The sequence below is a fragment of the Citrobacter sp. KH_055_1 genome (assembly GCF_057838705.1).
Genome location: NZ_CM174473.1, coordinates 2,139,226 through 2,151,443, shown reverse-complemented (window position 1 = coordinate 2,151,443; position 12,218 = coordinate 2,139,226). Strand labels below are relative to the sequence as shown.

Here is a 12,218-nt window from a genome sequence, read left to right as displayed (position 1 = left end):
AAACGTGACAATAAAGGCATATAACCCGCGCAGAATATCCCAACAAAATTAACTTGTATAATATTTATTTTATATATTTAATCGTTAACTCATTCACCACAATTATCATCATTTCCGTGGAATTATTTGTTTAAGATTTTACTTAAGACGTAACAATTCATATTTATCTCTTTACGGAACTTCTCCTTTAGCATGCTTTAACACCCTATATGGGTCGTTGCAGGTAAATATAAAAACTAAAGGATTATTTCAATGAACAGAAAAGTATTGGCCCTTGTAATTCCTGCCCTGTTAGCTGCAGGCGCTGCACACGCTGCTGAAGTTTATAATAAAGACGGCAATAAATTAGATCTCTACGGTAAAGTAGACGGTCTGCACTATTTCTCTGATGACGCTGGCAGTGATGGCGATCAGACCTATATGCGTATGGGTTTCAAAGGCGAAACTCAGGTTAATGATATGATCACCGGCTATGGCCAGTGGGAATATCAGGTTCAGGCAAACGGTACAGAAGGTGATAAAGGCGATTCCTGGACCCGTCTGGCTTTCGCGGGTATTAAAGTTGGCGATTACGGCACATTCGACTACGGTCGTAACTACGGCGTGATGTACGACGTAGAAGCCTGGACCGATATGTTGCCAGAATTCGGCGGTGACTCTTACACCAAAGCCGATAACTTCATGACCGGTCGTGCCAACGGCGTAGCAACCTACCGTAACGCCGATTTCTTCGGCCTGGTTGATGGTCTGAACGTGGCGTTGCAGTACCAGGGCGCGAACGAAAATCAGTCACCGGAGCAAGAAGGCACCAATAACGGTGGTGAAGATCGTAATATGAAGAACTCCAACGGTGACGGCTTCGGTCTGTCTTCTACCTACGATCTGGGTATGGGCGTCAGCTTCGGTGCGGCATATACCTCTTCTGACCGTACCAACCAGCAGGTTAATCACTCTACCGCTGGCGGCGACAAAGCTGACGCATGGACTGTGGGTATGAAGTACGATGCGAACAACATCTACCTGGCAACCATGTACTCTGAAACCCGTAATATGACGCCATATGGTAATCAGTTTGATAATACTATTGCCAACAAAACGCAGAACTTTGAAGTCACTGCGCAATACCAGTTCGACTTCGGCCTACGTCCGGAAGTTTCTTTCCTGATGTCTAAAGGTCAGGATCTGGGTGTAAACGGTTCTGATGGCGACCAGGATCTGGTTAAATATGCTTCTGTAGGTGCGACTTACTACTTCAATAAAAACTTCTCCACCTACGTTGATTACAAAATCAACCTGCTGGATGAAGACAAGAGCTTCTACACTGAAAACGATATCTCTACCGATGACACTGTAGCACTGGGTATGGTTTACCAGTTCTAATCTGTCAGCCCGCTGGAAACAGCGGGCTACTCCCACCCCTTGCGCCGTAATTGCGTTTTATCTAGATCAAAACATTATATCTGTTGCGTTAAAACACATCACTGATAGATGATATATTGCCTTCACACTCGCCGCAGAGGATGCCTGCAATGAATCATCACCCCGTTAAATCATCCCGTATTGCATCCGTCGGTTATGACGAATCATCCCGCACGTTAGAAATTCGTTTTCACCATACGGAAATCCTGCAATATCACTCGGTCCCGGCGCGTATCTTTCGAGATTTCCTGACAGTGGTCTCAAAAGGCCGGTTTTACGATGGCGTAATAAAAGGCAAGTTCCCTGAACTCAAAATAAAGTGATGCCAAAATGTGATCTCTGTCATTGTACATAAAGTGCCATTACGCGGTAAGCTTTAGGAGGATACTTAAACAGGAGGTTTTATGAACAGAACGATTCTTGTACCCATCGATATTTCAGACTCAGAATTAACTCAACGTGTTATTGCCCATGTAGAAGCCGAGGCAAGAATTGACGATGCACAGGTCCATTTTCTGACCGTTATTCCGTCATTGCCCTATTATGCTTCGCTTGGACTGGCCTACTCGGCTGAGTTGCCGGCCATGGACGATCTTAAGGCCGAAGCGAAATCTCAACTGGAAGAGATGATCAAGAAGTTCAATATCCCGGCAGACAGAATTCACGTTCATGTCGTTGAAGGTTCGCCAAAAGATAAAATTCTGGAGCTTGCCAGGAAATTACCCGCAGATATGGTCATTATTGCCTCGCACCGACCTGACATCACCACTTATCTGCTTGGCTCCAACGCCGCAGCTGTAGTGCGGCATGCGGAGTGTTCGGTTCTGGTCGTCCGCTAAGCTTTCTGGCCCGCACATCGCTGCGGGCTTTTCATTTCTACCTCTTTTACCCCGCGATTCCTGACCTAAATGTGCTGACATTTTTCCCGCTTATCCGTACCATACACGCCACAGTTTTTATATCAGACTTCTTTTGCCGGACAATCCGGCGTGATGCATTCTCTTCTGATGCCACACTATGAATTGAGCCTCTATTAAATGTCGCAAAATCAAGATATTAGCAAGAAAGATCAGTATAACCTGAACAAATTACAAAAGCGTCTGCGTCGTAACGTGGGCGAAGCGATTGCCGACTTCAACATGATTGAAGATGGCGATCGCATTATGGTGTGCCTTTCCGGTGGGAAAGACAGCTACACCATGCTGGAGATCCTGCGCAATTTGCAGAAAAGCGCGCCGATCAGTTTTTCTCTGGTTGCGGTTAACCTGGATCAGAAACAGCCCGGTTTCCCGGAACACATTCTGCCGGAGTATCTGGAACAACTGGGCGTCGAGTACAAAATTGTCGAAGAGAATACCTACGGGATCGTCAAAGACAAAATCCCGGAAGGGAAAACTACCTGCTCACTGTGCTCTCGCCTGCGCCGCGGCATTCTGTACCGCACGGCAACCGAACTCGGTGCCACGAAAATTGCGCTGGGACACCACCGCGACGATATCCTGCAAACGCTGTTTTTAAACATGTTTTACGGCGGGAAAATGAAAGGTATGCCACCGAAACTGATGAGCGACGACGGAAAGCATATCGTCATTCGTCCGCTGGCCTATTGCCGTGAAAAAGACATTGAACGTTTTGCAGAAGCCAAAGGCTACCCGATTATTCCGTGTAACCTGTGCGGTTCACAACCGAACCTGCAGCGTCAGGTGATTGCTGACATGCTACGTGACTGGGATAAACGCTACCCGGGCCGTATTGAAACCATGTTCAGCGCAATGCAGAACGTGGTGCCTTCGCATCTTAGCGATATCAATCTGTTCGACTTTAAAGGTATTAAGCACGGCTCAGCGGTCGTTGACGGCGGTGACTTAGCGTTCGATCGCGAAGAGATCCCGCTGCAACCTGCTGGCTGGCAGCCGGAAGAAGATGAAAATCAGCTGGATGAGTTACGCCTGAACGTGGTTGAAGTGAAGTAATTTATCATGCCGGATGGCGACGTAAACGTCCTATCCGGCCTACGACATGCATAAACGCCTGTAGGCCGGATAAGTAGAGCACCATCAGGCACTCCAACGGACATTTATTTCAACAGGCGAACCCGACAGGTTTTGCCTTTAATCTTACCGTTTTGTAACTGCTTCCACGCTTTATGCGCCACGGACTGACGAACGGCCACGTAGACATGCATCGGATGCACGGCAATCTTGCCAATGTCGGCCCCATCCAGCCCCATATCACCGGTCAATGCCCCCAGAACATCACCCGGACGCATTTTTGCCTTTTTGCCGCCATCAATGCACAGCGTCGCCATCTCGGCCTCAAGCGGCACAATTGAACCGTTGCCAGGTGCAGGTAGCCAGTTCAGCTTAAGTTGCAGCATTTCAGAAAGAATATTGGCACGCTGGGCTTCCTCTGGCGCACAGAAGCTGATGGCCAGGCCGCTGTTACCCGCACGCGCAGTACGTCCAATACGGTGTACATGCACCTCCGGATCCCATGCCAGTTCGTAGTTCACCACCAGCTCAAGCGATTTAATATCGAGGCCACGTGCTGCAACATCGGTTGCCACCAGCACGCGCGCGCTACCGTTAGCGAAACGAATCAGCGTCTGATCGCGATCGCGCTGCTCCAGGTCGCCATGTAGTGACAGCGCACTTTGCCCCGCGGCATTCAACGCGTCGCACACGACCTGGCAATCTTTTTTGGTGTTACAGAAGACAACGCACGATGCCGGCTGATGTTGACTGAGCAACTTTTGCAGCAACGAAATTTTGCCGTGTGTGGAGGTTTCAAAAAACTGTTGTTCAATCGCCGGTAGCGCATCTACCGTATCGATTTCAATCGTTAACGGGTTTTGCTGCACCCGGCCACTGATTGCGGCAATCGCTTCCGGCCAGGTCGCCGAAAACAGCAGCGTTTGGCGTGACGCAGGCGCAAAGCGGATCACCTCATCAATGGCATCGCTAAAGCCCATATCCAGCATGCGATCGGCTTCATCCATTACCAGTGTATTCAGGGCTTCCAGCGACACGGTACCTTTTTGCAGGTGGTCGAGCAATCTGCCCGGCGTGGCGACAATAATATGTGGCGCATGTTGCAAAGAATCACGCTGTGCGCCAAAAGGTTGCCCACCGCACAACGTTAATATCTTGGTATTCGGCAGGAAACGCGCTAATCGACGCAGTTCGCCCGCGACCTGGTCAGCCAGTTCACGTGTGGGGCATAAGACCAGCGACTGCGTCTGAAACAGCGCGGCATCAATGTGCTGTAACAGTCCAAGACCAAACGCGGCCGTTTTGCCACTGCCGGTTTTTGCCTGCACGCGAACATCTTTTCCTGCCAGGATCGCCGGTAGCGCAGCGGCCTGAACAGGCGTCATTTCAAGATAACCCAGCTCGTTAAGATTCTCGAGTTGAGCGGCAGGTAAAACATTCAGAGTAGAAAAAGCGGTCACAATTTAATCTCGCGGTAAGAACTTACAATTAGCAGGCGCGTATCCTCGCAGATCTGCGCCCGTGATGCGACAATTTAATCGGTTCTTCATCCGGCGGTGGATCAGGCATCGGCTGCGGACGAGGTATCGGGTCAGGAATAGGTACCGGATCGGTCGGTACAGAGTCGGTGTTGAGTGTGGGCAACGGTAGCAATAGCGTGAGACGGGTCATATTCCCTCCAGTCATTCAGGTTGACTCTTTTAGGGTAGACGCTCATTTCCTGCAGGCAAAAAAAAGCCGACTAATCTAAGTCGGCGTCGTACGAATCAATTGTGCTATGCAGTAATTCAAAAAAGGAAGTAAGACAATATGGAGCGCAACGCCCATCGCTTGACGTTGCATTCACCTGCGAGAGAGATATTGCCCCGAATAGGTAGAGAGTTTATTGACCTCGCTCAAAATATTAAACGTTTTCGCCCATCAGAGGCGGTAAAAAACGTTGCCGTTACAACCATTTACTACGATGCAACCATAAAGTAACACCACCAATCAGGAGCACTAACAGAATACAGAACAATGAGAAACCAAACTGCCAGCCGCCACCGGGAATTCCCCCAAGGTTAACGCCAAACAATCCGGTTAAGAATGTGCTGGGCAGAAAGACCATCGCCATCAACGACATGGTATAGGTTCTGCGAGCCAACGATTCCTGCATCACCTGCGCAATTTCATCCGCCATGATACCGGTCCGGGCAATACAGGCGTCAATCTCATCCAACCCTCTTCCCAGCCTGTCGGCGATATCCTGCATCCGACGCCGCTGATCGTCGGTCATCCACGGCAGTCGTTCGCTCGCCAGACGTGCATAGGCATCTCGCTGTGGAGCCATATAGCGCCGCATGACGATCAGTTGCTTACGCAACAGTGCCAGAAAGCCGCGCGGTGGGATTTGTTGATCGAGTAAATTGTCTTCCAGATCGATAATTTTGTCGTGCAACTGTTCAATAAACTCACTGGCATGATCGGTTAACGCGTCACAGACATCCACCAACCAACTGCCACAGTCATTCGGCCCCGTTCCTTCTTGCAAATCGCTGATCACATCATCCAACGCCAGCACTTTACGCTGACGCGTCGAGACAATCAGCCGCTCATCCATATATAAACGCATTGCCACCAGTTGGTCCGGACGCTCATCCGTGCTGCCATTAATACACCGCAGGGTGATCAGCGTGCCTTCACCTATCCGGCTGACTCGTGGGCGCGTACTTTCACCGGCCAGCGCATCGCGCACAATATTAGGAAGCAGAGGCGTCGTAGCCAACCACTTCGCGCTATCAGAATGGGTATAATTAAGATGCAACCAGCAGGGATGCTGAGCATCGATCACATCGTTATCTTCCAGCGGTTTTACTCCGCCCTGGCCATCCAGTAGCCAGGCAAACACGGCATCCGGCACATTAACGTCCGCTCCCTTAATGGCTTCCACAGCGCCTCCACAGTCATTCAGTCTTTTTCGTTAGTCTAGCCTGCAGATTATGTTAAGCAATATCTCATTATCCCATTGTGCTGAAATGATTCAGAAAAGTTAAATAAAAATGAAAACGCCGACGACGTCGGCGCGGTGACGACAGGATTAGAATGAATGACCGTATTTATCCCGTCGGCTGAACTCTGAAGGTGTTACGGTGCCGTGAGGTTGTGGGAAAAATTCTTTTTCCGGAGTGTTACTTAAATGAAATTTATGTGTTCGTGACTGCAGGTCGTTTACCTGATTTTTCAGAATGGCAGATGAATCCGATAACTCATCGACCATGATGGCATTACTTTGAGTCACGTTTTCCAACTCTGCCAGGGCCTGGGTAATCTTAACGATACCCTTCTCCTGTTCCCGCGTGGTGGTTAATATCTCCCCCATCAATTGGTCCAATTGCCCGGCGCCGCCCACGATATCCTGCATATTTTTTTCGGCTTCGCGGACAATAGCCGCCCCTTCGCGCACGTTATAATGAGTTTCATCAATCAGCCGTTTAATACTCTTTGCTGCTTCAGCACTACGATGGGCCAGCGTCCTCACTTCTCCCGCTACCACGGAAAACCCCTTGCCGTGCTCACCTGCTCGTGCTGATTCCACAGCTGCGTTTAATGCCAGAATATTCGTCTGAAAAGCAATGCCATCGATCAGGGCGATGATTTCCGTCATCTGCTGCGCGCATTCGGTGATAGAGCGCATATTGGTCGCAACCTGTACCATTAATTCGCCCCCCTGACGGGCAGAGTGTGTAGCGATATTCGCCTGGGCACTGGCCAACTGCGTATTCTCAGCATTATTACGTGTACTGATGGCTATCTCATCCATATTGGCAGAGGTTTGCGTTAACGCCCCTGATTGCTGCTCCGTTTTAACCGACAGCGCTGCACTGCGGTCCGCAAGTTGTTCAGAGAGCATCATCGCCGTGCGTGAAGAAGTGCGGATTTCGCTGACTAACGCAGAAATATTACTCGATAAGCTATTGATACCCGGAATAAGTCGCCCGGCGCAATTATTTCCGAACTCAGGAATACTGATCGCCAAATTCCCTGACGTGACCTCTTCAATGCTTTTTTTGACGGTATTGATTGGTTCAACGAGATATTTTGTCATGTACCACCACAGACATAATATCGAGATCAGACTCACTACGTCAGTATAAATAATAGTATCAATCTCTGTGGATAATAATAACTCCATCACATTGAGAATAAAAAGTGTTAATGTCACAAATGAAATAATAAACGTCCTGACGCTTATATTTTTCAACATTTCAGCTCTGCTCACCAAGAAATAATATAAATACGGGTAGTAATTTTTATAGCAGTTGCGATGCAGATTACCATTCGCTTACGCAGAAACCTTAATTTTCAACTGGACTCTACCCCACTTTTACTTAAGGCGTATTATTACAGTTTAAATTTTCATTAATGCCGCATTTTTCTCTGCCAAAGCGGGTCACCGCACCAACGTTCAGATTATTGTGATGAGGAGCACACCACGAACACAAAATGCGCAAAAACATAAATATGGTGAATGTTTACATAAGCGAAAATAGAATATTTCCTATTTTGAGAGGTTCAAGCTAATACTCATGATAAAATATTAAGACTATTCCTGGTTTTATCGGGTTAACTTGACAAAACCTGCTAGATTTAACATCACGACTTTTTATCTATAGGTAGTACGATGTTGCACGTGTCGTGGGACCCTGTACTGATTGGGATTTCCTTTGTAGTCGCTTTTATTGCCTCTTTTATTGCTCTCGACAGTGCGGGAAAAGTGGCAATCTCCAGTCGACGAGAATCGACCTTCTGGCGGTTATCCGGTGGTGCGACGCTGGGTCTGGGGATCTGGTCAATGCATTTTATTGGTATGCTGGCCATGAAAATGAGCATGTCGATAAATTATCATTTCGTACTCACCGCGTGCTCTTTTCTCATTGCTCTTGTAAGTGCAACGTTTGCCATCAATATCGCCATATCGGGTCAGACGCTTTCAACAAAACGCCTGGTTGTCGCCACGAGTCTATTAAGCACTGGCGTAGTGGCAATGCACTACGTTGGCATGGCGGCCATTATTGAACATGTGGCAATTATCTGGGATCGCAGGCTTATTCTGCTCTCTGTGGTCATTGCCGTCGTGGCGTCGGGCGTGGGTTTATGGCTGGCGTTTCATTTACGCCAAAATACCCGGCGCGCGTTGATCAACCGCCTTATTGCCGCGCTCATTATGGCGCTGGCTATTGCGTCTATGCATTACACCGGGATGAGTGCTGCAACTTTCACTCACGTCACGCACACCGCGCACGAGGGGATCTCCACGCTGGAACTCTCCATTTGGGTCAGCGCCATAACGATGGTGATCCTGGGGATAATGCTGGTGATTTCGATGGTGGACGCCCAACTACGGACATCACGACTGGCAGATAATTTGCATCAATTAAACCGTCAGCTCGAACATCAGGTCCACTTTGACCCGCTGACTGGGCTTGCCAACCGCACCCAGATCGATGCCTGCCTACAGGCCTGCCTGCAGTATTCCAGGCTGCATCAACACCCTTTTGCGCTGGTCTTTATTGATCTCGATCGGTTCAAAGTGGTCAACGATACCTGGGGCCATCACATTGGTGATCAATTGCTGATCGCCAGCACTCAACGCATCTATAGCTGTCTCGATGAGACCATGACCCTCGCAAGACTGGGTGGGGATGAATTTATGCTGCTGGTTCCGAATAGCGGCAGAGAGGCTATCTCCGACCTGCTGACCCGTGTTGCCAATGTTTTCAAAGAGCCGTTTTCGTTATGTGGACATTCTCTTCGGGTGTCGTTAAGCGCAGGAAGCAGTATTTACCCTGAGCATGGTACAACGCTGCATGAGTTAAAAGTGAAGGCCGATATAGCGATGTACCATGTCAAGCAGGCAGGCAGAAACGGTTGGGCAATATACACGCCAGAAATGGAGGCAATCGCAGATACGCCACCGACGTTTTTACAGGAACTGTCGCAGGCGATTGAGCGTAATCAATTCGAGCTATGGTATCAGCCTAAATATACCGCAGGCGATCATACGCTGACCGGATTTGAAGCACTCCTTCGCTGGCACCACCCCGAGCGCGGCATGCTGCTGCCTGCTGAATTTCTTCCCGCGCTTGAGGAGACAGGTCTGATCATTCCAGTCGGTGACTGGGTTATTCATCAGGCCTGTTTTCAGTTACACCAATGGGCGTCGCAAGGTCATAGCCAGTGGACGCTCGCCGTAAATCTTTCATCCGCCCAGTTTGAACAGCATGATATCGTCGATATTGTCTGCAATGCTCTCGCGCAATATCAGCTATCACCGACACAATTAACGCTGGAACTGACTGAAAGTACAGCCCTTAAAAATTTAAAGCATAGCGTCGACGTTTTGAATGCATTTTCTGCACTCGGCATCACCATTTCTATTGATGATTTTGGCACCGGTTATTCAAATATCCTGATGTTAAAGTCACTCCCGGCGCGGGAATTAAAAATTGACAGAATATTTGTCAAAGATATTAGTGAGAACAGCAAAAATACAAAAATCGTGTCTACTATTATTGACATAGCCCACTCGATGAATATGTGCGTAGTGGCTGAGGGTATAGAGACACATGAGCAGGAAATACTCCTCACCCAAATGGGATGCAGAGTTTTACAAGGTTTTCTGTTTGCTAAGCCCCTGCCCGCACATCAGATCCATGAATTGATGCACACAGAAAGCAGCGTAAAACCGATACTGGCCGCACAGGCATTGTCTCACCAGGAATCAATATCGTGTGAGACTGAAAAAGAAATATTAGTTGCCAGTCGGTCGGCAACATAGCCAATGAAGATAACGGGATTATCGATGAGCACAAACGAACTGCATTCACTGGATTTATTAACCATTCCGGTCTGGCTCGTTTCGCCCTATACCGAGGACCTGGTATTCGCCAATACCGTAGCTCGGGAGATCATGCAAGCTGCGGATTTCTCACGCCTCAGGAAGGGCGTGTTTTCGACCCATGCTCAGGCCGACTTAACCCAGTATCTCAGCGACCTGAAAAATCAGCATGACATTGTGGAAATCCTCACAGTTTGCCGGGACGGAGAGGAAATTGCCCAGGCCTGCCGTCTGTCGATCAGAGTTCTGGCTAATTGCGGTGACGTCATTCTTTTTGAAGGTATTGAAACCCCGGCGGCACAAGGGCTTAAAGCCAGTCGTTCCGCCAATTACCAACGTAAGAAACAGGGATTTTACGCGCGTTTTTTCCTGACAAACTCAGCGCCGATGCTGCTCATCGATCCGTCTCGCGATGGGCTGATTGTCGACGCCAACCTCAGTGCGCTGAATTTTTATGGTTACAGCCATGACGTGATGTGCCAGAAACATACCTGGGAAATTAACATGCTGGGGCGTCACGTCTTACCGGTGATGCATAAAATTGCGCATCTGCCTGGCGGCCATAAGCCCTTACATTTTGTCCACAAACTGGCCGACGGCAGCACTCGTCACGTGCAAACCTACGCTGGCACCATCGAGATTTACGGTAATAAACTGATGCTATGCATTATTCACGATATTACCGAGCAAAAACGCCTTGAGCAGGAACTGGAACGGGCTGCACTGCGTGACGCCTTAACCGGATTATTCAATCGCAGGCATTTTTATCACATCACTGAAGCTGAACAAACGCACGCTATGCCGCTGACGCAGGACTATAGCTTGTTACTGATCGACACCGATCGTTTTAAGAGCATTAACGATCTCTTCGGTCATTTGAAGGGCGATGAGGTGCTTTGCGCGCTGGCCCGCACGCTGGAAGCCTGCGCGCGTAAAGACGATCTGGTCTTTCGTTGGGGAGGTGAAGAATTTTTGCTGCTCCTGCCACGTACATCTCTCGATGTTGCACTTAATCTGGCAGAAACCCTACGTGCGACGGTTGCCCGTGTCAGCCTCCCAGGCCTTCCCCGCTTTACCGTCAGCATCGGCGTGGCACGACACGAAGCGAATGAAAGCATTGATGAATTGTTCAAACGCGTGGACGACGCGTTATACAAAGCCAAGAACGAAGGCAGAAACCGGGTGCTGGCAGCCTGAGATCGCAGCCGTTAACGACTGCGTTTTGCATGGCGCTCCCAGTTTTCCTGTTTGGCCTGCGCCGTTTTGCGAAGTGCAACATAACATGCCCCGCTACCACCATGGTGCGGCAGTGCACTGCAGTACGCCTGCACGTCGTCAAACTCCGTCAACCAACGCGCCACGTAGCTGCGCACGATATTGGCATGGGAATTATCGTCTCGTCCCTTGCCATGAATAATGAGGACGTTGCGCAGCCCCTCCTGTAGGGCCTGATGGATAAAACTGAATAACATCTGACGACATGTTTCGACCGGCTGACGCAAAAGATTGAGACTCGCCTGCTGGGGATACTTTCCGCTCCTCAGCTTATCGGTAACGCCCTGCTGTAACCCCTCGCGATGAAATGCCAGCGGTTCGTTCAACGGTACGATCTCCAGAAAACCCGTCGAGAGAAAATTATCCAACTGCAGCGTATCAATACGCGCTGGCGCACGAGGATTGCGCGAAGGCTGCCAGTGGATATCAGTACAGCCTTTCAGAGGTTCAACATCCCCCATAGCGTCCAGAAACAATGATGCGTCATCAGGGTTCATGTTTCATCCTCCAGCATTTTGCGACGGTCATTATCATAACTGCGCACTATTATACCGACAACTATACCGACAACGGTTTACAGCTATTTCCAATAATCCGGCGATTCTACTCGGTGGTTTAAGTCGTGGATCTTAGGGGGTATAGCTGTGAATATCCTT

Annotated in this window: 11 protein-coding genes; 6 read left to right on the top strand and 5 right to left on the bottom strand. The window is 49.1% G+C overall.

Features of this window, described 5'->3' with window-relative positions:
- Positions 1-252 precede the first annotated feature (252 nt).
- From ompC to ttcA, 4 genes are all read left to right on the top strand, one after another.
- The gene (gene ompC / locus AC3ITF_RS10010) at positions 253-1,380 is read left to right on the top strand and encodes a porin OmpC (protein ID WP_489176377.1); all 1,128 of its coding nucleotides are present in this window, start codon (positions 253-255) and stop codon (positions 1,378-1,380) included.
- Between the two features lie 149 nt (positions 1,381-1,529).
- The gene (locus AC3ITF_RS10005) at positions 1,530-1,742 is read left to right on the top strand and encodes a KTSC domain-containing protein (protein ID WP_096756920.1); all 213 of its coding nucleotides are present in this window, start codon (positions 1,530-1,532) and stop codon (positions 1,740-1,742) included.
- A gap of 81 nt (positions 1,743-1,823) precedes the next feature.
- Positions 1,824-2,258: a universal stress protein UspF gene (gene uspF / locus AC3ITF_RS10000; RefSeq protein WP_115258358.1), complete on the top strand. Its 435-nt coding sequence runs from the start codon at positions 1,824-1,826 to the stop codon at positions 2,256-2,258.
- Positions 2,259-2,456: 198 nt separating this feature from the next.
- Entirely contained in the window at positions 2,457-3,392 is a 936-nt protein-coding gene (ttcA, locus tag AC3ITF_RS09995) for a tRNA 2-thiocytidine(32) synthetase TtcA (RefSeq protein ID WP_115258357.1), read from the top strand.
- Between the two features lie 104 nt (positions 3,393-3,496).
- On the opposite strand, the gene dbpA is transcribed toward ttcA, so the two are convergent.
- The 4 genes from dbpA to AC3ITF_RS09975 all read right to left on the bottom strand — a co-directional run bounded on the left by dbpA (position 3,497) and on the right by AC3ITF_RS09975 (position 7,653).
- Positions 3,497-4,870: an ATP-dependent RNA helicase DbpA gene (dbpA, locus tag AC3ITF_RS09990; RefSeq protein WP_182038125.1), complete on the bottom strand. Its 1,374-nt coding sequence runs from the start codon at positions 4,868-4,870 to the stop codon at positions 3,497-3,499.
- A gap of 28 nt (positions 4,871-4,898) precedes the next feature.
- On the bottom strand, positions 4,899-5,081 hold the full coding sequence (gene ynaL / locus AC3ITF_RS09985; RefSeq protein ID WP_096756916.1) for a proline-rich small protein YnaL: 183 nt from the start codon (positions 5,079-5,081) through the stop codon (positions 4,899-4,901).
- A gap of 274 nt (positions 5,082-5,355) precedes the next feature.
- The gene (gene zntB, locus AC3ITF_RS09980; protein WP_096756915.1) at positions 5,356-6,339 is read right to left on the bottom strand and encodes a zinc transporter ZntB; all 984 of its coding nucleotides are present in this window, start codon (positions 6,337-6,339) and stop codon (positions 5,356-5,358) included.
- A gap of 147 nt (positions 6,340-6,486) precedes the next feature.
- Positions 6,487-7,653 (bottom strand): methyl-accepting chemotaxis protein, encoded by a 1,167-nt coding sequence (locus AC3ITF_RS09975; protein WP_181518222.1) that lies wholly within the window; start codon positions 7,651-7,653, stop codon positions 6,487-6,489.
- Positions 7,654-8,070: 417 nt separating this feature from the next.
- On the opposite strand from AC3ITF_RS09975, the gene AC3ITF_RS09970 reads away from it, so the two are divergent.
- Positions 8,071-10,227, top strand: coding sequence for a putative bifunctional diguanylate cyclase/phosphodiesterase (locus tag AC3ITF_RS09970; RefSeq protein WP_489176376.1), 2,157 nt, complete (start codon positions 8,071-8,073; stop codon positions 10,225-10,227).
- Positions 10,228-10,251: 24 nt separating this feature from the next.
- Positions 10,252-11,484 carry a GGDEF domain-containing protein gene (locus AC3ITF_RS09965; RefSeq protein ID WP_489176375.1) on the top strand — a complete coding sequence of 411 codons (1,233 nt, stop codon included), beginning with the start codon at positions 10,252-10,254 and terminating at the stop codon, positions 11,482-11,484.
- A gap of 11 nt (positions 11,485-11,495) precedes the next feature.
- Here AC3ITF_RS09965 and smrA read toward each other — a convergent pair whose 3' ends face one another.
- Positions 11,496-12,059 (bottom strand): DNA endonuclease SmrA, encoded by a 564-nt coding sequence (smrA, locus tag AC3ITF_RS09960; RefSeq protein ID WP_096756911.1) that lies wholly within the window; start codon positions 12,057-12,059, stop codon positions 11,496-11,498.
- Positions 12,060-12,218 lie beyond the last annotated feature (159 nt).

Coding starts and splice junctions, on each gene's coding strand:
- ompC (WP_489176377.1), top strand. CDS start 253: ATGAACAGAAAAGTATTGGCCCTTGTAATTCCTGCCCTGTTAGCTGCA.
- AC3ITF_RS10005 (WP_096756920.1), top strand. CDS start 1,530: ATGAATCATCACCCCGTTAAATCATCCCGTATTGCATCCGTCGGTTAT.
- uspF (WP_115258358.1), top strand. CDS start 1,824: ATGAACAGAACGATTCTTGTACCCATCGATATTTCAGACTCAGAATTA.
- ttcA (WP_115258357.1), top strand. CDS start 2,457: ATGTCGCAAAATCAAGATATTAGCAAGAAAGATCAGTATAACCTGAAC.
- ynaL (WP_096756916.1), bottom strand. CDS start 5,081: ATGACCCGTCTCACGCTATTGCTACCGTTGCCCACACTCAACACCGAC.
- AC3ITF_RS09975 (WP_181518222.1), bottom strand. CDS start 7,653: ATGTTGAAAAATATAAGCGTCAGGACGTTTATTATTTCATTTGTGACA.
- AC3ITF_RS09970 (WP_489176376.1), top strand. CDS start 8,071: ATGTTGCACGTGTCGTGGGACCCTGTACTGATTGGGATTTCCTTTGTA.
- AC3ITF_RS09965 (WP_489176375.1), top strand. CDS start 10,252: ATGAGCACAAACGAACTGCATTCACTGGATTTATTAACCATTCCGGTC.
- smrA (WP_096756911.1), bottom strand. CDS start 12,059: ATGAACCCTGATGACGCATCATTGTTTCTGGACGCTATGGGGGATGTT.